Source organism: Pseudomonas pergaminensis (assembly GCF_024112395.2).
In the GTDB taxonomy this organism is placed as follows: Bacteria; Pseudomonadota; Gammaproteobacteria; order Pseudomonadales; family Pseudomonadaceae; genus Aquipseudomonas; species Aquipseudomonas pergaminensis.
Genome location: NZ_CP078013.2, coordinates 1,455,622 through 1,476,310 on the forward strand (window position 1 = coordinate 1,455,622; position 20,689 = coordinate 1,476,310).

The following is a 20,689-nucleotide window of genomic DNA, read 5'->3' on the forward strand; positions in this document are numbered from 1 at the left end:
TGCATCGCGGGCAAGCCACGCTCCCACACAAGCCCGCTCCCACATTTGCTTTGTGTATGCTTGGCTAACGTATTCCAGATTTGCGGCGGTAACCTGTGATGAAAACATCTCTTCCCGCCAAACTCCTGCAAGCTCTGTCACCCTGGCGCAACGCCCCGGCCTGGCACATCGCATTCTCCGGTGGCCTTGATTCCACCGTCTTGCTGCATCTCCTGGCCCATCTGGCCAACACCGAAACCCTGCCCCCCCTCAACGCTGTCCATGTCCACCATGGCCTGCAAGCTGCCGCCGACGTGTGGCCTGCTCACTGCCAGTCGATCTGCGACGCCCTCGGCCTGCCGTTGCGCGTGATGCGCGTGCAGGTACAACCTGGCGCCAGCCTTGAACGTGCTGCCCGTGACGCGCGTTACCAGGCATTCACCGAGGTGACCGGGGCAGGGCAGGTGTTGTTGACGGGCCAGCATCGCGATGATCAAGCGGAAACCTTGTTATTCCGCCTATTGCGCGGGGCGGGTGTACGCGGTCTGGCGGCGATCCCGGCGCAGCGTCCTTTGGCCGGTGGCTACCTGGTACGACCGTTGCTCGATGTATCCCGCGAAGCATTGGAGGCGTATGCCCACGAGCATCAACTCAAATGGATTGAGGATCCTTCCAACGCCGATCCGCGGTTCTCCCGTAATTACCTGCGTCACCGCGTGTTTCCTGCGTTGACGGCGCGCTGGCCCCAGGCTGTTGCCAACCTGGGCCGCACCGCCGAGCACCTGAGTGAGGCGCAGGGGTTGTTGGAAGAGTTGGCACAGTTGGACCTGCGTGCTGCCGGCCAGGCTTCGCCATTTCCCTGGCTGCACCTGCCGTCCTTGGCACTTGCGCCGCTGTGCGAGCTGTCCGACGCCCGCCAACGCAATGCCCTGCGCCATTGGCTGGCGCCACTGACCCGCTTGCCCGACAGCGACCACTGGGCCGGTTGGCACTCCCTGCGTGACGCCAAGGGCGATGCACAGCCCCTATGGCGCTTGGCCGACGGCGAGTTGCACCGGTGTGGCCAGCGCATCTGGTGGCTGCCGTCTACAGGATCGGAATTTTCCGACGCAGCGGTGAGCTGGCCCGATCCGCAAAACCCACTAGAGTTACCCGGCAATGGTCAGCTAAAGCTGATTGGCGAGGCGCCTGAAGGTCCGCTGCAGATTCGCTACCGCCAGGGTGGCGAAATCATCGATGTGCCAGGTCGCGGTCGGCGTGACTTGAAGCGCCTGCTTAACGAAAGTGGCTTGCCAGGCTTCGTCCGTGGCAGATTGCCGCTGCTGTACCAAGGCCAGCAATTGCTGGGTGCGCCCAGCCTCGCGGGACTCTGGCCTGCACCGAGTGATGACTGGCATTTACATTGGATGCCACAGACCTGCGATCAAGGTTTGAGCTGATAGAGCCTTTCCGGTAGACTACGCTCCCTTCTTGATACAACTTCTGTGGATTCGACTGAATCGCAGCAGTTGCCGATTACCAAGCAGTCTTTGCTGGGCGATTCCAAAAAATGTGTAGCGATCAACGTACCGGTGCTTCATTGCTGGTCTGTCACCACGCGGCGGTTTTTTTGAAAGGTGCACTGTGATTAATGCAGGTGATCGGGGGCTTCGGCCTTCCTTCGCTTTCCCCGGCGGCTCGGACCGCTTTAACGCAGACTTCTAGGGTTTTTCATGACGCGCTACATATTCGTCACGGGCGGTGTTGTTTCTTCATTGGGGAAAGGCATTGCCTCCGCTTCATTGGCGGCCATCCTGGAGGCGCGGGGACTTAAGGTCACCATGCTCAAGCTGGACCCGTACATCAACGTTGACCCGGGCACCATGAGCCCGTTCCAGCACGGTGAAGTGTTCGTCACCCACGACGGCGCCGAGACTGACCTGGACCTGGGCCACTACGAGCGGTTCATCCGCACGACCATGACCCAGAACAACAACTTCACCACCGGTCGTGTCTACGAGCACGTGCTGCGCAAGGAGCGTCGTGGTGACTACCTGGGTGCAACCATCCAGGTAATCCCGCACATCACCGACGAAATCAAGCGCCGCATCATCAAGGGTGCCGGCGATGCCGACGTGGCCATGGTCGAGATCGGCGGCACCGTGGGTGACATCGAGTCCCAACCGTTCCTCGAAGCCATCCGCCAGTTGCGTTTCGAAGTCGGCGCCAAGCGCGCGATGCTGATGCACCTGACCCTGGTGCCGTACATCGCCACCGCCGGCGAAACCAAAACCAAGCCTACCCAGCACTCGGTCAAGGAACTGCGCTCCATCGGCCTGCAGCCGGACGTGCTGGTATGCCGCTCCGATCACCCGATCGACATTTCCTCGCGTCGCAAGATCGCGCAATTCACCAACGTTGAAGAACGTGCGGTAATCGCGCTGGAAGACGCCGACACTATCTACAAGATCCCGGGCATCCTGCACTCGCAAGGCCTGGACGATTTTGTGGTCGAGCGTTTCGGCCTGCAATGCAATGGCGCGGACCTGTCCGAGTGGGAAGCCGTGGTCGACGCCAAGCTCAACCCTGAGCACGAAGTCACCATCGCCATGGTCGGCAAGTACATGGAACTGCTGGACGCGTACAAGTCCCTGATCGAAGCGATGAGCCACGCCGGTATCAGCAACCGTACCAAGGTCAACCTGCGCTACATCGACTCCGAAGACATCGAGAACCAGGGCACCGCGCTGCTCGAAGGTGTGGACGCGATCCTCGTCCCAGGCGGTTTCGGCCTGCGTGGCGTGGAAGGCAAGATCACGGCCGTGCAGTACGCCCGTGAAAACAAGGTTCCGTACCTGGGCATCTGCCTGGGCATGCAAGTGGCCGTTATCGAGTTCGCCCGTAACGTGCTGGGCTGGAAAGACGCCAACTCCACCGAGTTCGACAGCAAGAGCGGTCACCCGGTCGTCGGCCTGATCACCGAGTGGGAAGATGCCACCGGTGCCGTCGAGACCCGTACCGAAGCCTCCGACCTGGGCGGCACCATGCGCCTCGGCGCGCAGGATTGCCTGCTGGAACCGGGCTCGCTGGTTCACGATTGCTACGGCAAGGACGTGATCGTCGAGCGTCACCGTCACCGCTACGAAGTGAACAACAACCTGCTGCCGCAGATCAAAGAGGCCGGCCTGAAAATTTCCGGTCGCTCCGGTGACGGCGCGTTGGTTGAAGTGGTCGAGGCGCCGGATCATCCATGGTTCGTGGCGTGCCAGTTCCACCCTGAGTTCACCTCGACGCCGCGCGACGGTCACCCGTTGTTCAGCGGTTTCGTCAAAGCTGCACTGACGCAACATCAGAAGAAGGCGTAAACCTGATGGCCCAGAAGATCATTCGCGTAGGCGACATCGAGATTGCCAACGACAAGCCCATGGTGCTGTTCGGCGGCATGAACGTGCTGGAAAGCCGCGACATGGCGATGCAGGTCTGTGAAGAGTACGTCAAGGTCACCGAGAAACTCGGTATCCCCTACGTGTTCAAGGCCAGCTTCGACAAGGCCAACCGTTCGTCCGTGACCTCCTATCGCGGCCCAGGCCTTGAAGAAGGCATGCGGATCTTCCAGGACATCAAGCAAGCCTTCGGCGTGCCGATCATCACCGACGTCCACGAGCCTGAACAGGCCGCCGTGGTCGCCGAGGTGTGCGACATCATCCAGTTGCCGGCCTTCCTGTCGCGCCAGACCGACCTGGTGGTCGCGATGGCCAAGACCGGCGCTGTGATCAATATCAAGAAAGCCCAGTTCCTCGCGCCTCAGGAAATGAAACACATCCTGAACAAGTGCGTGGAAGCGGGTAACGACCAGTTGATCCTCTGCGAGCGTGGTTCGAGCTTCGGCTACAACAACCTCGTGGTGGATATGCTCGGTTTCGGCATCATGAAACAGTTCGAATACCCGGTGTTCTTCGACGTGACTCACGCGCTGCAAATGCCCGGTGGTCGCGCCGATTCCGCGGGTGGGCGCCGTGCCCAGGTGCTGGACCTGGCCAAGGCGGGCATCAGCCAGTCCCTGGCGGGCCTGTTCCTGGAAGCCCACCCGGACCCGGACAACGCCAAGTGCGATGGCCCATGCGCCCTGCGCCTGGACAAGCTGGAGCCGTTCTTGGCCCAGCTCAAGCAGTTGGACGAACTGGTCAAGAGTTTTCCGACGGTAGAGACCGCGTAAGCTTCGTTTCTCCGGTAGAATTTCCCACGCTTTACGCTCAGGCCTGCGGGCCTGAGCCTTGTCGTCTGCAAGCCTGCCTCGTTGTTCCACCCTTGCGGTCGGTCAAAAGATTTCCTTCAGCTGCGTCGTTTTCGTCAACTTTGGAGTGTTTACAACAATGGCAAAAATCGTCGACATCAAAGGTCGTGAAGTTCTCGACTCCCGTGGCAACCCCACCGTCGAAGCCGACGTGCTTCTCGATAACGGCATCATCGGCAGCGCCTGCGCGCCGTCCGGTGCTTCCACCGGTTCGCGCGAAGCGCTGGAACTGCGTGATGGCGACAAGAGCCGTTACCTGGGCAAGGGTGTACTCAAGGCTGTAGCCAACATCAACGGCCCGATTCGTGACCTGTTGCTGGGCAAGGACCCGCTGGACCAGAAAGCCCTGGACCACGCGATGATCAAGCTCGACGGCACCGAAAACAAAGGCAGCCTGGGCGCCAACGCCATCCTCGCCGTGTCCCTGGCAGCCGCCAAGGCCGCTGCTCAGGACCAGGACCTGCCGCTGTACGCTCACATTGCCAACCTCAACGGTACCCCAGGTGTCTACTCGATGCCGGTGCCTATGATGAATATCATCAACGGTGGCGAACACGCTGATAACAACGTCGACATTCAGGAATTCATGGTGCAGCCGGTTGGCGCCAAGTCCTTCTCCGAAGGCCTGCGCATGGGCACCGAGATTTTCCATCACCTCAAGGCTGTGCTGAAGGCCCGTGGCCTGAGCACTGCAGTGGGTGACGAAGGTGGTTTCGCACCGAACCTGGCGTCCAACGAAGATGCACTGAAAGTGATCTCCGAAGCCGTCGCCAACGCTGGCTACAAGCTGGGCACCGACGTGACCCTGGCCCTGGACTGCGCGGCCAGCGAGTTCTACGAGGACGGTAAATACAACCTGTCCGGCGAAGGCCAAGTGTTCAACTCCGAAGGTTTCGCGGAATACCTGAAGGGCCTGACCCAGCGCTACCCGATCATCTCGATCGAAGACGGCCTGGACGAGTCCGACTGGGACGGCTGGAAAATCCTCACCGACAAGATCGGCGAGAAGATCCAACTGGTGGGCGACGACTTGTTCGTGACCAACACCAAGATCCTGAAAGAAGGCATCGATAAAAAGATCGCCAACTCTATCCTGATCAAGTTCAACCAGATCGGCACCCTGACCGAAACCCTGGAAGCCATCCAGATGGCCAAGGCTGCGGGCTACACGGCCGTGATCTCGCACCGCTCCGGCGAAACCGAAGATTCGACCATTGCCGACCTGGCCGTGGGCACCTCGGCAGGCCAGATCAAGACCGGTTCCCTGTGCCGTTCCGACCGCGTTTCCAAGTACAACCAATTGCTGCGTATCGAAGAGCAACTGGCTGGCAAGGCCAAGTACAACGGTCGCGGCGAGTTTCGCGGCTGATCGCTACGTGGTAAAAATGGTAAAAGGTCGGCGGATTGCGTCGGAAAACTCACGACAGTGTGTAATTCGACGCTAATCTGATGGCTATCAAGCACAAGCCTGGTTTTTCCAGGCTTCGTGCTATCAGTTGCTGCAAAAGTTTTGCATGGCGGTCTTTTTTCACTGGATACCCGATATTCGATGCGCAGTCCCAATTGGTTGTTCCTCGTCTTGCTCTTGTTGCTGGCTGGCCTGCAGTACCGCCTATGGGTGGGTAATGGCAGCTTTGCGCAGGTAAAAGACCTGACCCAGCAAATTGCCGACCAGCACGCCGAAAACGAACGCCTGCTGGAACGCAATCGCGTCCTCGATGCCGAGGTGCTTGAGCTGAAAAAAGGCACGGAGACCGTTGAAGAGCGGGCCCGTCATGAACTGGGCATGGTCAAGGAGGGCGAAACCCTCTACCAGTTGGCCCAATGAGTGACCGTTTGCCGGCCTTCTGGGCCGTGATTCCTGCCGCGGGCGTCGGTGCCCGTATGGCTGCGGACCGTCCCAAGCAATACTTGCAACTGGGCGGGCGCACAATTCTCGAACACAGCCTCGGCTGTTTTCTCGACCATCCGAACCTCAAGGGGCTGGTGGTCGGTCTCGCGACTGATGATCCTTATTGGCCGACCCTGGCCTGTGCTGCAGACCCGCGTATCCAGCGTGCGGACGGCGGTTCGGAGCGCTCGGGCTCGGTGCTCAATGCCTTGCTGCAACTCAATGCCCTGGGCGCCCATGACGACGACTGGGTATTGGTGCACGACGCTGCGCGTCCCAATCTGAGCCGTGACGATCTCGACAAACTCTTGACTGAACTGGCGGATGACCCGGTCGGTGGCCTATTGGCCGTGCCGGCCCGCGACACCCTCAAGCGCGCCGACAAGCACGGTCGCATTGTGGAAACCGTCGACCGCAGCCTGATCTGGCAGGCCTACACGCCGCAGATGTTCCGCCTGGGTGCTTTGCACCGTGCCTTGGCCGACAGCCTGGTGGCGGATGCAGTCATCACCGATGAAGCATCAGCCATGGAATGGTCCGGCCAGGCGCCGCGCCTGATCGAAGGGCGCTCGGACAATATCAAGGTGACCCGGCCGGAAGATCTGGAGTGGTTGCGGCTGCGCTGGGCGAATCGCGGGTAGGCAGTTAAACCGCGTCGACTTCATCGCAGGCAGCCAGCTCCCACATTTGACCGCGTTTACCCTGCAGGAATGCAGTCAATGCGGGAGCAGGCTTGTCTGCGAAGAGACCGGCGCAAACAGCCAATAATTACTGGCTGTACTCCGGCCGCCCAGCCAGCCCCTCCTTCAAGAAATCCACCAACTTCCTGACCTTCGGCGACAAATGCCGCTGCTGCGGATACAGCGCCCACACCGCCGTATTCGGCGGTTGATGCGCCTCCAGCAACGACACCAGCGCACCACTGTGCAGATGCTCCAGCACGTAATAGTCCGGCAGTTGGCATAACCCGACACCCTGCAACGCTGCATCCAGCACCGCCTGCCCACTGTTGCAGCGCCAGTTTCCCTGCACACGTTGAGAAAATTCCCGCCCGTCCTGGGCTAGTTGCCAGATATCCGAGCTGCCGATCAGGCAGTTATGCCGACTCAATTCCGACAAGCTATGTGGCCGACCATACCGCGCCAAGTAGGACGGCGACGCGCACAGGTACATGCGCCTCGGCGCCAGTCGGCTGGCAACCATGCGCGAATCTTGCAAGCGCCCCAGGCGAATGGCCAGGTCGAGGCCTTCGTGCACCAGGTCCAGTTGGCGGTTGCTCAACTCGATATCCACCCGCAACTGCGGGTACAACCCCATGAACCGTGTGACCAGCGGCACGATGAAGCGCTCGCCGTACGCCACCGCGCAGGTCATGCGCAACATGCCCTTGGGCTCGCTGGTGAGATCGCCCACCGCACGCAGGGCCTCTTCGCGACCATCCTGCAGGCGTTGGCAGTGTTGCAGGAAGGTCTGGCCCGCTTCGGTCAGGGTCACCTTGCGCGTACTGCGATACAGCAATCGCGTTTGCAGGCGTTCTTCCAGGCGTGCGACCTGCCGGCTGATGTGCGATGAAGACACCCCCAACCGTTCCGCTGCTGCGGTGAACTGGCTGCATTCGGCCACCGCGACAAACTCATCGATGCCTTCCCAGCGGTTTTCCAGCATGGCGATTGTCCCTGTACAGCAATAAAGTTTTGCTTTGGCCTGGATTATTAATCAGATAGCCATGTTTTACACTCTACGTCTCAGTTTTTAACTCCCTGGAGAAACCCGGATGATCAAGTCCCGCGCCGCCGTAGCCTTCGAAGCCAAGAAGCCCCTGGAGATCGTCGAAGTGGATGTGGCCATGCCCAAGGCGGGCGAAGTGCTGTTGCGCGTAGTCGCGTCCGGCGTGTGCCATACCGACGCTTACACCCTGTCGGGCGCGGACCCGGAAGGTATCTTCCCGTCGATCCTCGGTCACGAAGGCGGTGCCGTGGTTGAAGCGATCGGCGAAGGCGTGACGTCGGTGGCTGTCGGCGACCATGTGATCCCGCTGTACACCCCGGAATGCGGCAAGTGCAAATTCTGCCTGTCGGGCAAGACCAACCTCTGCCAGGCCATCCGTTCCACCCAGGGCAAAGGCCTGATGCCGGACGGCACTACGCGTTTTTCCTACAAGGGCCAGCCGATTTTCCACTACATGGGCACCTCGACCTTTTCCGAGTACACCGTGCTGCCAGAAATTTCCGTGGCCAAGATTCCTAAAGAAGCACCACTGGAAAAAGTCTGCCTGCTCGGTTGCGGCGTCACCACGGGTATCGGTGCGGTGATCAACACCGCCAAGGTCAAGCCGGGCGACACCGTGGCCATCTTCGGCCTAGGCGGCATTGGCCTGTCGGCGGTGATCGGCGCGGTCAAGGCCAAGGCTGGCCGCATCATTGCCATCGATATCAACCCGGCGAAATTCGAGATCGCCAAGCAATTGGGCGCCACCGACTGCATCAACCCGAAAGACTACGATCGTCCGATCCAGGACGTGATCGTCGACCTGACTGACGGCGGCGTGGACTTCTCCTTTGAATGCATCGGTAACGTGCAACTGATGCGTGCCGCCCTCGAGTGCTGCCACAAAGGCTGGGGCGAGTCGGTGATCATCGGCGTGGCCGGTGCCGGCCAGGAAATCGCCACCCGTCCATTCCAGTTGGTGACCGGCCGCGTCTGGCGCGGTTCGGCATTTGGTGGCGTGCGCGGCCGTACCGAACTGCCGAGCTACGTGGAAATGGCCCAGGCCGGCGAGATCCCGCTGGACACCTTCATCACCCACACCATGGGCCTGGAAGACATCAACAAAGCGTTTGACCTGATGCACGAAGGCAAGAGCATTCGTACCGTCATCCACTTCTGAGGTCGGCCATGAGTCTGGAAAACCTGTCGTGCCAGAAAAGCTTCGGCGGCTGGCATAAACGCTACAAGCATCATTCCGATGTGCTCGGTTGCGACATGACCTTCGCCGTCTACCTGCCGCCGCAAGCGGAGCAGGGCGGCAAGTTGCCGGTGTTGTACTGGCTGTCCGGGCTTACCTGCACCGATGAGAACTTCATGCAGAAGGCCGGCGCCCAGCGCATGGCCGCCGAGCTGGGGTTGATCATCGTTGCGCCAGACACCAGCCCGCGTGGGCCAGGCGTGCCGGGTGATCCGGACAACGCCTGGGACTTCGGCCTCGGCGCAGGCTTCTACCTGAATGCCACGCAGGAACCTTGGGCCAAGCACTATCGGATGCATGACTACGTGGTGCAGGAATTGCCTGCGTTGGTTGAAGCGCATTTCCCGGCGTCGGACAAACGCGGCATCAGTGGCCACTCCATGGGTGGCCACGGAGCGCTGGTGTGCGCCTTGCGTAACCCTGGGCGTTACCAGTCGGTGTCGGCGTTCTCGCCGATCAACAACCCAATGGATTGCCCGTGGGGCCAGAAAGCCTTCTCGCGTTATTTGGGCGAAGAACGCTCAAAATGGCGCGAGTGGGACGCCTGCGTGCTGATCAGCGAAGGCTCGGAAAAGCTGCCACTGCTGGTGGATCAGGGCGACCGCGACGATTTCCTCGCCGTGCAACTCAAGCCTGAAGCCCTGCAGCAAGCGGCCAAGGCCGCCAACCATCCGTTGGAACTGCGCCTGCAACCCGGCTACGACCATAGCTACTTCTTTATCGCCAGCTTCATCGAAGATCATTTGCGACACCATGGCCGTGCTTTGCTCGGTTAATGTGAGGCAAAAGTAGGTAGAATCACGCCCTGAATTAAATCGGGGCGTTTTTTTATGCGTATTGGCCACGGCTACGATGTGCACCGTTTCGCTGAAGGCGATTTCATTACCTTGGGCGGCGTGCGCATTGCTCACCACCATGGTTTGCTGGCTCATTCCGACGGCGACGTTGTGTTGCATGCCTTGAGCGATGCCTTGCTCGGCGCGGCGGCGTTGGGCGATATCGGCAAGCACTTTCCGGACACCGACCCGACCTTCAAGGGCGCGGACAGCCGTGTATTGCTGCGCCATGTGGTCGGCCTGATCCATGCCCAGGGCTGGAAGGTCGGCAACGTCGACAACACCATCGTGGCCCAGGCGCCGAAGATGGCTCCCCATATCGAGTCGATGCGCGCGTTGATCGCGGCGGATCTGCAAATTGAACTGGATCAAGTGAACGTGAAAGCCACCACCACCGAAAAGCTCGGGTTCACCGGTCGTGAAGAGGGCATCGCCGTGCACTCCGTTGCCTTGTTGCTGCGCGCATGAATGATCTGCAACTGTTGGGGCCACGGGCCTATGGCGAGGCCCTGGGCTGCGCGGTCCTGAAGGCGACCGCCGAAGACTTCCAGGTTGACGAAGTGCTGGATATCCCGTTGACCGGCGAGGGCGAGCACCTCTGGTTGTGGGTGGAGAAGCGTGGTCTCAACACCGAGGAAGCCGCGCGGCGTATCGCCAAGGCGGCAGGCGTGCCGTTGCGCACCGTCAGCTATGCCGGGCTCAAGGATCGCCAGGCGTTGACCCGCCAATGGTTCAGCGTGCAGCTGCCAGGCAAGTCCGACCCGGACATGAGCGCTGCGCAAAACGACACCCTCAAGATCCTCAAGACCGCTCGCCATAAACGCAAGTTGCAGCGCGGCGCGCACTCGGCCAATGGTTTCACCTTGCGCCTGACGCAGTTGGCCGGTGATACCGCCGCCCTCGACGCACGGTTGCAGCTGATTGCCCAGCATGGCATTCCCAACTATTTCGGTGCCCAGCGCTTTGGTCATAACGGCGGTAACGTCGTCGATGCCCGTGAGTGGGCCGCGCGCAAAGCCTTGCCGGAGCAGCGCAATGTGCGTTCACGCCTGCTGTCCACGGCGCGCAGTTTCCTGTTCAACAAGGTGCTGGCGGCACGTGTGGCCGACGGCTCCTGGCAGCGAGCCCAAGTCGGTGACCTGTTGGCGTTTACCGACAGCCGCAGTTTTTTCCCGGCAGGCGAAGCCGAATGCAGTGACCCGCGCCTGGCGATCCTGGACCTGCACCCGACCGGCCCCCAGTGGGGCGAAGGTGATTCACCTGCCAGTGGTGCAACCTTTGAGCTGGAACAGGCGGTTGCCGCCGATGAAGCCGACCTGCGCGATTGGCTGGTGAATGCGGGCATGAGCCAGGAACGTCGCATTCTGCGACTGCCCATTGGCGGTTTGACGTGGCATTATCCCTCGCTGGACATTCTGCAATTGGAATTCGTCCTGCCGGCCGGATGCTTCGCCACTGCCTTGGTGCGCGAGCTTGTTGATCTGGTGCCGGTGGGGCAGACGGACAACCCATGCGTATTCTGATATCAAACGATGACGGTGCCACCGCACCCGGCCTTGCCGCGCTCTATGCTGCGCTGGAAGATTATGCCGAGTGCGTGGTGGTTGCCCCCGACCAGGACAAGAGCGGCGCCAGCAGTTCGCTGACGCTCGACCGTCCGCTGCACCCGCAAGTCCTGGCCAATGGCTTTATCAGTGTGAACGGCACCCCCACCGACTGCGTCCACCTGGCGATCAACAGCCTGCTGGAGCAGGAGCCGGATCTGGTGGTGTCGGGCATCAACCTGGGTGCAAACCTGGGAGATGACGTGCTGTATTCCGGTACCGTGGCGGCAGCGCTTGAAGGGCGTTTCCTGGGGCGTACCGCGTTCGCTTTTTCGTTTGCCTCGCGCCAACTGGACAACCTGCCCACCGCTGCGTATTTCGCACGCAAGCTGGTGGAGGCCCATGGCTCCCTGAACCTGCCGCCGCGCACAGTGCTCAACGTCAATATTCCCAACCTGCCCCTTGATCACATTCGCGGCATCCAGCTGACGCGCCTGGGCCATCGTGCCCGTGCGGCGGCGCCGATGAAGGTGGTCGACCCGCGTGGCAAGGAAGGCTATTGGATCGCCGCAGCAGGTGATGCCGAAGACGGCGGAGAGGGCACGGACTTTCATGCGGTGATGCAAGGTTATGTGTCGATTACCCCATTGCAGTTTGACCGTACCTTCAGTGATGCCTTCAGTGGTCTCGATGGCTGGCTGGAGGGGCTGCGCTGATGGGCCGTGAACAAGACGACTTGCTGCGCCGGGGTATCGGGATGACGTCCCAGCGTACCCGCGAACGCCTGATCCAGCGCTTGTACGAAGAGGGCTTGTCCAACGCCCAGGTGCTGGAAGTGATCCGGCGCACGCCGCGGCACCTGTTTGTCGATGAAGCCCTGGCCCACCGTGCCTACGAAGACACGGCACTGCCCATCGGCCACAACCAGACCATCTCCCAGCCGTACATGGTGGCGCGCATGAGCGAGCTGCTGCTGGCGGCGGGGCCTTTGGACAAGGTGCTGGAAATCGGCACCGGCTCCGGCTACCAGACCGCCGTGCTGGCGCAACTGGTGGAGCGGGTATTCTCGGTGGAGCGCATCAAGGTGTTGCAAGACCGCGCCAAGGAGCGCCTGGTGGAGCTGAACCTGCGCAACGTGGTCTTCCGTTGGGGCGATGGCTGGGAAGGCTGGCCGGCGCTGGCGCCTTACAACGGCATCATCGTGACCGCCGTGGCCACCGACGTTCCGCAAGCACTGCTCGATCAGCTCGCTCCCGGCGGGCGCCTGGTAATCCCGGTGGGCTCCGGTGAAGTGCAACAGTTGATGCTCATTATCCGTGAAGACGAAGGCTTTTCCCGGCATGTACTGGGGGCCGTTCGTTTTGTGCCGTTGCTCAATGGCCCGCTGGCCTGATCAATTTCTGCCGGCGGTGAATTCTGCTGGCGGGGATGTGTCTTACAGCGGGGTCTATTGAGTCAACATGATCGGCGCCACGATTCAACACGCTGATTGATGGGTTTCAGACGTGTGCCGGTAAAACGCCAATGCCCAGTTATACTTGCGTCATATTTCAAGCCTGATACAGGCGTTCATGTTCAGCCACCACAAAGGGAGCGGCGGGTGAGTCTCACAGGTCTTGCGCAGCGTATGAGTAAAACAAGCTTTCATCGACTGGTGCTTGGCCTCGTCTTCAGTTCCGTACTGGCAGGGTGTTCCAGCTCGCCAAGCAGCGGCGCGCGGGTGGTTGACCGTAATAATGCGGCGCCGCAAAAACCGACGGTGACGACCGGGCAATATGTAGTGCGCAAGGGCGATACGATGTTCTCGATTGCCTTCCGCTATGGCTGGGACTACAAGGCGCTCGCAGCTCGTAACAATATTCCTGTGCCCTACACGATACATCCCGGCCAGACGATTCGCTTCGACGGTCGTACCGGTTCAGCGCCTACGGCAGTTGTGACAAACACTGGATCTTCGCCATCTTCTTCGAGCAAAACCACGATCATCACCCGGCCTGCGGGCACCGCTGCGCCTGCGCCTGCGGCCAAGCCGGCACCCGCGCCGTTGCCACCTGCCGGACCGGCGCCGACCGGTTGGGGATGGCCCTCAAACGGGGTGCTGATTGGAAAATTCTCTTCAAACGGTAGTTTGAATAAAGGCATTGATATCGCCGGGGATTTGGGACAGCCTGTTTTAGCTGCGTCTGATGGGACAGTGGTGTACGCCGGGAGTGGTTTACGGGGCTACGGCGAGCTGGTCATCATCAAACACAGCGATACCTACGTCAGTGCTTACGGCCATAACCGTAGGCTGTTGGTTCGGGAGGGGCAGCAGGTCAAAGTCGGACAGACAATTGCCGAAATGGGGTCAACTGGTACAGACCGGGTGAAACTGCACTTTGAGATTCGCCGTCAAGGGAAGCCTGTAGATCCACTGCAATTCCTACCCCGTCGTTGATGTGTTGCACAGCCTGTTCCCTCACGTAGAAGGAACAGGCTCCAGCGTTGCCAAGGATAAAGGCGTCGCTTGAGCTTGAGGTCGAACTCACCAAAGGACTATAACAATGGCTCTCAGTAAAGAAGTGCCGGAGTTTGACATCGACGATGAGGTTCTCCTTATGGAGACCGGTATCGCTACGGAATCGATGTCGAATGAGGGACCTGCTGTACCTTCAGTTCGCACCAAATCCAAGAACTCCACCGCGTTAAAGCAACATAAGTACATTGACTACACACGGGCGCTCGATGCGACTCAGCTGTACCTCAATGAAATCGGTTTTTCCCCTCTGCTGACCCCCGAAGAAGAAGTCCATTTTGCGCGCTTGTCGCAAAAGGGCGACCCGGCTGGGCGCAAGCGCATGATTGAAAGCAACCTGCGACTGGTGGTGAAAATCGCCCGGCGCTACGTCAATCGCGGGCTGTCCCTGTTGGACTTGATCGAGGAAGGCAACCTGGGCTTGATCCGGGCGGTGGAGAAGTTCGACCCTGAGCGGGGCTTCCGCTTTTCAACCTATGCCACCTGGTGGATTCGCCAGACCATCGAACGGGCGATCATGAATCAGACCCGCACGATCCGGTTGCCGATCCATGTGGTCAAGGAGCTCAACGTCTACCTGCGGGCGGCGCGTGAGCTTACCCAAAAACTCGATCATGAACCTTCGCCCGAAGAGATCGCCAACCTGCTGGAGAAACCGGTAGGGGAGGTCAAACGCATGCTCGGCTTGAATGAGCGCGTGTCTTCGGTCGATGTCTCGCTGGGTCCGGATTCGGATAAAACCCTGCTGGATACCCTGACGGATGATCGCCCTACAGATCCTTGCGAGCTGTTGCAGGACGATGATCTTTCCCAGAGCATTGACCAGTGGCTGTCGGAACTCACGGACAAGCAGCGTGAGGTGGTGATTCGCCGCTTCGGCCTGCGCGGCCATGAGAGCAGCACCTTGGAGGACGTAGGCCTGGAGATCGGCCTGACCCGTGAGCGGGTGCGGCAGATCCAGGTGGAAGGGCTCAAGCGCTTGCGTGAGATCCTGGAGAAGAATGGCTTGTCGAGTGAGTCGTTGTTTCAGTAACGATTGATAAGACCGCTATGACAAAACGCCCGGTGCATGGGAATGCACCGGGCGTTTTGCTGTGCGCTGAGCATTCGTTGCCAACAACTGCCCCTGTAGGAGCCCGGCTTGCCGGCGATGAGGCCCTCAAGACCGCCATCGCCGGCAAGCCTGGCTCCTACAGGGGAGGGTGTAGCACCGAATCCCACGCATAAAAAAACCCCGCTTTTAAGGGCGGGGTCTTTTCGACTAAGTCAGTACAAGTTAGATAACTTGAACTTCTTCAGCTTGCATGCCTTTCTGACCGCGGGTAGCGATGAAAGAAACCTGTTGGCCTTCTTTCAGGCTTTTGAAGCCGTCGGATTGGATAGCTTTGAAGTGAACGAACAGGTCGTCACCGGATTGTGGAGTGATGAAGCCGAAGCCTTTTTCATCGTTGAACCACTTAACGGTACCAGTTTGGCGATTAGACATGGTGTATCTCCTTGGACAAAGTTAACTGCGACTCAGGAAAAGCCCTGGCCGAGACTGAGTGCAAAGAGCAGGAAAAATTCTTGGAGATGGTTGGATCGAAATTCAACATATCGTGTAGAGATTCTCAGTGACACAAGCAGCACAGTGGCGCCACCTTAACCCTTTTTCCGGAACGTGCCAATGGTATTTCCGAAGGTTTCTCCAATTTCGTGACTGGCGGTGGTATTTCCAGTCACCCTGTACGGCTATGCGGGTCCCGGCCCCACTGGCTGTGGCTTATAGGAGCAGGCGCATTCGTCAAGAAAAGCCTTGTGGCCTTTGAACCCCAACGCCGGCCCCGGTAAGATGCCCAACAGAATTTTTCCACCTCGCTATTCAGGACACCCGCCATGAGCATCAAATCGGACAAGTGGATTCGCCGCATGGCGCAAGAGCACGGCATGATCGAACCGTTCGTCGAGCGCCAGATCCGTGGCCAAGGCGATGCCCCTGTGATTTCCTACGGCGTTTCCAGCTACGGCTACGATGTGCGCTGCGCCGATGAATTCAAGGTGTTCACCAACATCAATTCCGCGATCGTCGACCCGAAGAACTTCGACGAAAAGAGCTTCGTCGACGTCAAAAGCGACGTGTGCATCATTCCGCCCAACTCTTTCGCCCTGGCGCGCACCGTGGAATTCTTCCGTATTCCCCGCGACGTGCTGACCATCTGCCTGGGCAAGAGCACCTACGCGCGTTGCGGCATCATCGTCAACGTGACGCCGCTTGAGCCGGAGTGGGAAGGCCACGTGACCCTGGAATTCTCCAACACCACCACCTTGCCGGCGAAGATCTACGCCAACGAGGGCGTGGCGCAGATGCTGTTCCTGCAGTCCGACGAGGACTGTGAAGTGTCCTACAAAGACCGCGCAGGCAAGTACCAAGGCCAGCGCGGCGTCACCCTCCCACGCGCTTGATCGAAAGGTCTTACGTGCAAAGGGAATTAGTCTGCAGAAAGTGACTCTATCTAGGTGTACTGCCTCGGCGCGTGTAAAACGCGTCGAGCCACGCTTGAGGAGTACCTTATGAAGATCGACCCGCGAATCAGCGCAGAACTTGCCCGGCTTGAACCCAATCAGATTGGCGTTCTGGCCTGGTCCCTGATGGCCGATCCTGCTTATGCAGGCGGCATCCCAGGCCAACCCGAGCCGGATTACCCACAACCCACCGAGCCCGGTGAGCCAACCCTGCCGGACGAGCCGCCGCCCGCGCCTGTCGCCTGATACCTGGGAGGCCGGTCACCGCACTGGCCATACCTCGTGGTCGCCGATCACAAAGACTCGACCGTCATCGATCTGTTCCACCGCAAAGCCACCGGTAAACGCGCCAAACGCCGGCAGCAAGCTGACCCGCGTGCCGATCTGGAAGCACGGCAGCCGCAGGCTCTGCCGACCCTTGCCGCGCAGGCGATACACCGGATGAACATGCCCAGCCAGTACATGATGGCTGGGATGGGCGTCCGGTTCGTGCTGCAGGGCGAAGGGACCCATCAGGAGTGGCTCGGGGACGACCTCAATCCTCAAGTCGACAGGCGGGTCCCCTGCGCGTTTGTCGTGATTGCCGCGAATCAGGGTCATCGACACGTCGGGATGGCGTGCGCGCCAGGCTCTCAGCGCGCTCAGGGTGCCGCTGGCGTGCGACCCGGGGCCGTGCAGGAAATCGCCGAGAAACATCACCTGCGCGCACGGTAGCGCACACAGCAACCGATCCAGGCGCTGCAGGTTCTCGGTGGTAGTCCCTTGTGGCACCGGCTGTCCCAGGCTGCGATAGGCAGAAGCCTTGCCGAAGTGTACATCGGCAATCAGCAGGCATTGGCGCGCAGGCCAATACACGGCCTTTTCCGCCAGCAGCCACAACTCTTCACCCTCAAGCGTCAGTGAGCAATGCATCAGCGCTTCCCGTTATCCGCGACTTTTTCCAGGTCCTTGACCATCCGCGCAATGCGCTCCGAGAGTTTTTCCGAACTCAAGCTTTCGCGCATTCGCTCCACCAGCAGCGGAAAGGCCAAAGGCGTAGGCCGTTCAATCAGGTGCAGGTCGCGTTTGAGCGCTGAAAGATGACGCAATGTCGCTTCCAGCCGATGAATATCCAACTCGTCGCGCAGGACTTCTTCCCCGGCCTGGGTCAGCAGCAGGTTCTGCGGGTCATATTGCTTGAACACCTCAAAGAACAATCCGCTGGAGGCCTGCACTTGCCGTGTACTTTTCGGCGCTCCTGGATAACCGGCAAACACCAACCCGGCGATGCGGGCGATTTCGCGAAAGCGGCGCAGGGCCAACTCCCCGGCATTCAGGCTGGCCGCCACATCTTCCAGCAAATGCTCAGGGCTCAGTAGCGCGTCATTCAGCAACACCGGCCAATCCACGGCGGTGGCGCTCAACAACTCCAGCCCGTAATCATTGACGGCAATCGAAAACGTCACGGCCTGCTGCTGGCTCACCCGCCATGCCAGTAGACTTGCCAGGCCCAAGTGCACCTGGCGCCCGGCGAATGGATACAGAAACAGGTGCCACCCCTCTCGCGACTTCAGCGCCTCGGCCAGCAAATGCTCGCGTGTCGGTAGGCCCGACCAGCGCAACTGTGTTTGCAGCAGGGTTTGCACCGCCTGCATTTCCGGGCCTTCATAGTGCCCGTGCGCCGCCGCATCAAAACGCTCGACCACGGCTTGCGCCAGCTCATTGGAAAGCGGCATGCGCCCCCCATTCCAGCGTGGCACCGCAGCCTTTTTGGCGGTGCTGCGGCGCACATAGGCGGTCATGTTTTCCACCCGCACCAACTCCAGCAATCGCCCCGCGAACAAGAAGCCATCACCCGGCTTGAGCCGCGCGATAAAGCCTTCCTCGACGCTCCCCAGGTTCTTGCCGCCACCGCCCTTGCTCCAGAATTTCAGCTGGATACTGGCATCGCTGACAATCGTGCCGACGCTCATCCGATGACGACGCGCCAGCCGCGCATCGGGTACACGCCAGATGCCGTGCTCGTCCGGCTCCACGCGGCGGTAATCCGGGTAGGCCGTCAGCGACAAGCCGCCATGGCGCACAAACCCCAGGGCCCACGCCCAGTCTTCGTCCGTCAGGTCGCGATAGGCCCAGGCACCGCGCACTTCGGCCAGTAACGCGTCGGGCGTAAAGCCGCCGCCGAGCGCCATGCTGACCAAGTGTTGTACGAGCACATCCAATGGCTTGTGCGGTGATTCGCGCGCTTCAATGCGCCGCTGGGCAATCGCGTCCTGGGCCGCTGCGGCTTCCACCAGCTCCAGGCTGTGGGTCGGCACCAGCGTCACCCGCGAGGGGCGCCCGGGTGCATGCCCCGAACGCCCGGCGCGTTGCATCAGGCGCGCCACGCCTTTGGCAGAGCCGATCTGCAGCACCCGTTCCACCGGCAGGAAATCCACCCCCAGGTCCAGGCTCGATGTGCACACCACGGCCTTGAGCTGGCCGTCTTTCAATGCTCGTTCTACCCAATCGCGGGTTTCTCTCGACAGTGAGCCATGGTGCAGGGCGATTACCCCAGCCCAGTCAGGGCGTGCGTCCAATATCGCCTGATACCAGATTTCCGACTGCGCCCGCGTATTGGTAAACACCAGGCAACTGCTGCTGGCGTCCACCTCAGCCACCACTTGGGGCAGCATCTTCAGGCCGATGTGCCCGGCCCAGGGAAAACGCTCGGCGACGGGTGGCAGCAAGGTGTCGACCTTCAATTGTTTAGCCGTTTTCCCTTGCACATTGACCCCGCCACCTTGTGGGACCAATACCTCCAAGGCGTGGGATTGATTGCCCAAGGTCGCTGAGATACCCCACACCATCACATCCGGATGCCAACGCCGCAGCCGCGCCAGTGCCAGTTGCAGCTGCACGCCGCGCTTGTTGCCAATCAATTCGTGCCATTCATCCACGACCACCATGCGCAGGTGCGCCAGACTGACTTCGCTGTCGGCGCGTGCCAGCATCAGGGTCAGGCTTTCCGGTGTGGTGATCAGTGCGGTGGGCTGGCGACGGGTCTGGCGGGCGCGCTCGCTGCTGCTGGTATCGCCGGTGCGCAGGCCGACACTCCAGGGAATCTGCAAGGCTTCAAGCGGCGCCTCCAGGGCTCGGGCGGTGTCGGCCGCGAGGGCACGCATAGGCGTGATCCACAGTACCGTCAGCGGCTCAGCGGGTGGTTTGCGTTTACCTGTAGCGGGTGGGCGAGTCATGGCGAAGCGATTGAGGGCGGCGAACCACAGTGCGTAGGTTTTACCCGCGCCGGTGCTGGCATGCAGCAGCCCTGACTGGCCGCCCTTGACCGCCGCCCAGACGTCTTTTTGAAAGGCGAACGGCTTCCAGCCTTTAGTGGCGAACCATTGTTTGGCGAAGTCGACGGGTTTTGCCATGCGGTGGCTGAACTCTGGAAGGTCTATTCCACAGACCTTCACCGGGCATCAAAGGTTTAACGCAATCCTTGTAGGGGCTGGCTTGCCGGCGAGGGTGGCCTAACTGCCGAGCACTCTCTAACTGCTGCCCCGCGATCCAACTGTAGGAGCTGGCTTGCCTGCGAAAGCGGCCTGACAGCCGACCACAATCTAACTGCCCCCCCGCGATCCAAAAATGTGGGAGCTGGCTTGCCTGCGAAGGCGGCCTGACAGCCGACCACTCTCCAACTGTCCCCCCGCGATCTAAAAATGTGGGAGCTGGCTTGCCTGCGAAGGCGGCCTCACAGCCGACCACTCTCTAACTGCTGCCCCGCGATCCAAATGTGGGAGCTGGCTTGCCAGCGAAGGCGGCCTGACAGCCGACCGGGATGTTGGATCAGACCGAGTACATATCCGTTATTTGGGTAACGGCTGCTATGGGTTCCGCCCTTACGGCGGCTCACTTTTGAAAAGCGCAAAAGTAAGCAAAACGCTCTTGCCCCAACACTCGGCACCTCGCCTAGGCTCGGTGTGCCCGTAATCCGACAGGTATTTGGGGGGCCGCCGCCACGCGCCATCCATGGCGCGGGGCGGCTAAACCGGCATCCCTGCCGGTTTACCCCCCAAATCCCTGTCGAATTCCGGCCAGCGTGTTTGACGGGGCGCCTAAGATCAAAAGCGAGATCAAGATCAAGATCAAGGGCGGCTCGCTTCGCGTCGTGGGTTGCGCTGGGGCTTCAGGGTTGCGTGGATACCTATGCTCTTCTCCGGTAA

General features: G+C 60.5%; 20 protein-coding genes. 16 read left to right on the forward strand and 4 right to left on the reverse strand.

The features are described 5' to 3' along the window. Window positions 1–98: 98 nt before the first annotated feature. The 6 genes from tilS to ispD all read left to right on the forward strand — a co-directional run bounded on the left by tilS (window position 99) and on the right by ispD (window position 6,784). Window positions 99–1,418 carry a tRNA lysidine(34) synthetase TilS gene (gene tilS, locus KUA23_RS06525; RefSeq protein ID WP_252993605.1) on the forward strand — a complete coding sequence of 440 codons (1,320 nt, stop codon included), beginning with the start codon at window positions 99–101 and terminating at the stop codon, window positions 1,416–1,418. A gap of 273 nt (window positions 1,419–1,691) precedes the next feature. After that, a complete protein-coding gene (gene pyrG / locus KUA23_RS06530) occupies window positions 1,692–3,323 on the forward strand; it encodes a CTP synthase (protein ID WP_010212443.1) in 1,632 nt (543 codons plus the stop codon). 5 nt (window positions 3,324–3,328) lie between these two features. Continuing rightward, window positions 3,329–4,174: a 3-deoxy-8-phosphooctulonate synthase gene (gene kdsA, locus KUA23_RS06535; protein ID WP_010212442.1), complete on the forward strand. Its 846-nt coding sequence runs from the start codon at window positions 3,329–3,331 to the stop codon at window positions 4,172–4,174. A 157-nt stretch (window positions 4,175–4,331) separates the two neighbouring features. Then, window positions 4,332–5,621: a phosphopyruvate hydratase gene (eno, locus tag KUA23_RS06540; protein WP_003189193.1), complete on the forward strand. Its 1,290-nt coding sequence runs from the start codon at window positions 4,332–4,334 to the stop codon at window positions 5,619–5,621. Between the two features lie 180 nt (window positions 5,622–5,801). Continuing rightward, window positions 5,802–6,080: a cell division protein FtsB gene (ftsB, locus tag KUA23_RS06545; RefSeq protein ID WP_003172294.1), complete on the forward strand. Its 279-nt coding sequence runs from the start codon at window positions 5,802–5,804 to the stop codon at window positions 6,078–6,080. After that, complete coding sequence (gene ispD / locus KUA23_RS06550; protein WP_252993606.1) at window positions 6,077–6,784, forward strand: 2-C-methyl-D-erythritol 4-phosphate cytidylyltransferase; 708 nt, start codon at window positions 6,077–6,079, stop codon at window positions 6,782–6,784. Before ftsB ends, ispD begins: the two co-directional genes overlap by 4 nt. A 127-nt stretch (window positions 6,785–6,911) precedes the next feature. Here the strand turns inward: ispD and KUA23_RS06555 are convergent, their stop codons facing one another. Further along, the gene (locus KUA23_RS06555) at window positions 6,912–7,808 is read right to left on the reverse strand and encodes a LysR substrate-binding domain-containing protein (RefSeq protein WP_078047216.1); all 897 of its coding nucleotides are present in this window, start codon (window positions 7,806–7,808) and stop codon (window positions 6,912–6,914) included. Window positions 7,809–7,917: 109 nt separating this feature from the next. Here KUA23_RS06555 and KUA23_RS06560 point away from each other — a divergent pair, with 109 nt between their 5' ends. From KUA23_RS06560 to rpoS, 8 genes are all read left to right on the forward strand, one after another. Further along, window positions 7,918–9,030 (forward strand): S-(hydroxymethyl)glutathione dehydrogenase/class III alcohol dehydrogenase, encoded by a 1,113-nt coding sequence (locus KUA23_RS06560; protein WP_078047217.1) that lies wholly within the window; start codon window positions 7,918–7,920, stop codon window positions 9,028–9,030. A gap of 8 nt (window positions 9,031–9,038) precedes the next feature. Further along, window positions 9,039–9,884 carry an S-formylglutathione hydrolase gene (gene fghA / locus KUA23_RS06565; RefSeq protein WP_252993607.1) on the forward strand — a complete coding sequence of 282 codons (846 nt, stop codon included), beginning with the start codon at window positions 9,039–9,041 and terminating at the stop codon, window positions 9,882–9,884. A gap of 54 nt (window positions 9,885–9,938) precedes the next feature. Continuing rightward, complete coding sequence (gene ispF / locus KUA23_RS06570) at window positions 9,939–10,412, forward strand: 2-C-methyl-D-erythritol 2,4-cyclodiphosphate synthase (protein WP_078047219.1); 474 nt, start codon at window positions 9,939–9,941, stop codon at window positions 10,410–10,412. Beyond that, window positions 10,409–11,467, forward strand: a complete 1,059-nt coding sequence (truD, locus tag KUA23_RS06575) for a tRNA pseudouridine(13) synthase TruD (protein ID WP_252993608.1) — start codon at window positions 10,409–10,411, stop codon at window positions 11,465–11,467. The genes ispF and truD overlap by 4 nt, the downstream gene beginning before the upstream one ends. Further along, a complete protein-coding gene (surE, locus tag KUA23_RS06580; RefSeq protein ID WP_078047221.1) occupies window positions 11,455–12,204 on the forward strand; it encodes a 5'/3'-nucleotidase SurE in 750 nt (249 codons plus the stop codon). Before truD ends, surE begins: the two co-directional genes overlap by 13 nt. 41 nt (window positions 12,205–12,245) lie before the next feature. Continuing rightward, on the forward strand, window positions 12,246–12,881 hold the full coding sequence (locus KUA23_RS06585; RefSeq protein WP_010563544.1) for a protein-L-isoaspartate(D-aspartate) O-methyltransferase: 636 nt from the start codon (window positions 12,246–12,248) through the stop codon (window positions 12,879–12,881). Between the two features lie 207 nt (window positions 12,882–13,088). Continuing rightward, entirely contained in the window at window positions 13,089–13,925 is an 837-nt protein-coding gene (locus KUA23_RS06590) for a peptidoglycan DD-metalloendopeptidase family protein (protein ID WP_099493742.1), read from the forward strand. 106 nt (window positions 13,926–14,031) lie between these two features. Then, complete coding sequence (rpoS, locus tag KUA23_RS06595) at window positions 14,032–15,036, forward strand: RNA polymerase sigma factor RpoS (RefSeq protein ID WP_252993609.1); 1,005 nt, start codon at window positions 14,032–14,034, stop codon at window positions 15,034–15,036. Between the two features lie 243 nt (window positions 15,037–15,279). Here the strand turns inward: rpoS and KUA23_RS06600 are convergent, their stop codons facing one another. Next, on the reverse strand, window positions 15,280–15,489 hold the full coding sequence (locus KUA23_RS06600) for a cold-shock protein (RefSeq protein ID WP_002554837.1): 210 nt from the start codon (window positions 15,487–15,489) through the stop codon (window positions 15,280–15,282). 389 nt (window positions 15,490–15,878) lie between these two features. Between KUA23_RS06600 and dcd the strand changes: the two genes are divergently transcribed. Together dcd and KUA23_RS06610 are read left to right on the forward strand one after the other, a co-directional pair. After that, window positions 15,879–16,445, forward strand: a complete 567-nt coding sequence (dcd, locus tag KUA23_RS06605; protein WP_034109068.1) for a dCTP deaminase — start codon at window positions 15,879–15,881, stop codon at window positions 16,443–16,445. Between the two features lie 108 nt (window positions 16,446–16,553). Continuing rightward, window positions 16,554–16,751 carry a hypothetical protein gene (locus KUA23_RS06610; protein ID WP_010212420.1) on the forward strand — a complete coding sequence of 66 codons (198 nt, stop codon included), beginning with the start codon at window positions 16,554–16,556 and terminating at the stop codon, window positions 16,749–16,751. A 15-nt stretch (window positions 16,752–16,766) separates the two neighbouring features. On the opposite strand, the gene pdeM is transcribed toward KUA23_RS06610, so the two are convergent. Together pdeM and KUA23_RS06620 are read right to left on the reverse strand one after the other, a co-directional pair. Then, window positions 16,767–17,417, reverse strand: a complete 651-nt coding sequence (gene pdeM / locus KUA23_RS06615) for a ligase-associated DNA damage response endonuclease PdeM (RefSeq protein WP_252993610.1) — start codon at window positions 17,415–17,417, stop codon at window positions 16,767–16,769. After that, complete coding sequence (locus KUA23_RS06620) at window positions 17,417–19,897, reverse strand: ligase-associated DNA damage response DEXH box helicase (RefSeq protein WP_214496509.1); 2,481 nt, start codon at window positions 19,895–19,897, stop codon at window positions 17,417–17,419. The genes pdeM and KUA23_RS06620 overlap by 1 nt, the downstream gene beginning before the upstream one ends. Window positions 19,898–20,689: the final 792 nt, after the last annotated feature.

What these genes read in the sequence shown, in the direction of transcription:
- pyrG (WP_010212443.1), top strand. Translation starts at nt 1,692, where the DNA reads ATGACGCGCTACATATTCGTCACGGGCGGTGTTGTTTCTTCATTGGGG.
- pdeM (WP_252993610.1), bottom strand. Translation starts at nt 17,417, where the DNA reads ATGCATTGCTCACTGACGCTTGAGGGTGAAGAGTTGTGGCTGCTGGCG.
- KUA23_RS06600 (WP_002554837.1), bottom strand. Translation starts at nt 15,489, where the DNA reads ATGTCTAATCGCCAAACTGGTACCGTTAAGTGGTTCAACGATGAAAAA.
- ftsB (WP_003172294.1), top strand. Translation starts at nt 5,802, where the DNA reads ATGCGCAGTCCCAATTGGTTGTTCCTCGTCTTGCTCTTGTTGCTGGCT.
- KUA23_RS06585 (WP_010563544.1), top strand. Translation starts at nt 12,246, where the DNA reads ATGACGTCCCAGCGTACCCGCGAACGCCTGATCCAGCGCTTGTACGAA.
- eno (WP_003189193.1), top strand. Translation starts at nt 4,332, where the DNA reads ATGGCAAAAATCGTCGACATCAAAGGTCGTGAAGTTCTCGACTCCCGT.
- tilS (WP_252993605.1), top strand. Translation starts at nt 99, where the DNA reads ATGAAAACATCTCTTCCCGCCAAACTCCTGCAAGCTCTGTCACCCTGG.
- KUA23_RS06610 (WP_010212420.1), top strand. Translation starts at nt 16,554, where the DNA reads ATGAAGATCGACCCGCGAATCAGCGCAGAACTTGCCCGGCTTGAACCC.
- KUA23_RS06555 (WP_078047216.1), bottom strand. Translation starts at nt 7,808, where the DNA reads ATGCTGGAAAACCGCTGGGAAGGCATCGATGAGTTTGTCGCGGTGGCC.
- rpoS (WP_252993609.1), top strand. Translation starts at nt 14,032, where the DNA reads ATGGCTCTCAGTAAAGAAGTGCCGGAGTTTGACATCGACGATGAGGTT.
- dcd (WP_034109068.1), top strand. Translation starts at nt 15,879, where the DNA reads ATGAGCATCAAATCGGACAAGTGGATTCGCCGCATGGCGCAAGAGCAC.
- KUA23_RS06560 (WP_078047217.1), top strand. Translation starts at nt 7,918, where the DNA reads ATGATCAAGTCCCGCGCCGCCGTAGCCTTCGAAGCCAAGAAGCCCCTG.
- fghA (WP_252993607.1), top strand. Translation starts at nt 9,039, where the DNA reads ATGAGTCTGGAAAACCTGTCGTGCCAGAAAAGCTTCGGCGGCTGGCAT.
- ispF (WP_078047219.1), top strand. Translation starts at nt 9,939, where the DNA reads ATGCGTATTGGCCACGGCTACGATGTGCACCGTTTCGCTGAAGGCGAT.
- KUA23_RS06620 (WP_214496509.1), bottom strand. Translation starts at nt 19,897, where the DNA reads ATGGCAAAACCCGTCGACTTCGCCAAACAATGGTTCGCCACTAAAGGC.
- truD (WP_252993608.1), top strand. Translation starts at nt 10,409, where the DNA reads ATGAATGATCTGCAACTGTTGGGGCCACGGGCCTATGGCGAGGCCCTG.
- surE (WP_078047221.1), top strand. Translation starts at nt 11,455, where the DNA reads ATGCGTATTCTGATATCAAACGATGACGGTGCCACCGCACCCGGCCTT.
- kdsA (WP_010212442.1), top strand. Translation starts at nt 3,329, where the DNA reads ATGGCCCAGAAGATCATTCGCGTAGGCGACATCGAGATTGCCAACGAC.
- ispD (WP_252993606.1), top strand. Translation starts at nt 6,077, where the DNA reads ATGAGTGACCGTTTGCCGGCCTTCTGGGCCGTGATTCCTGCCGCGGGC.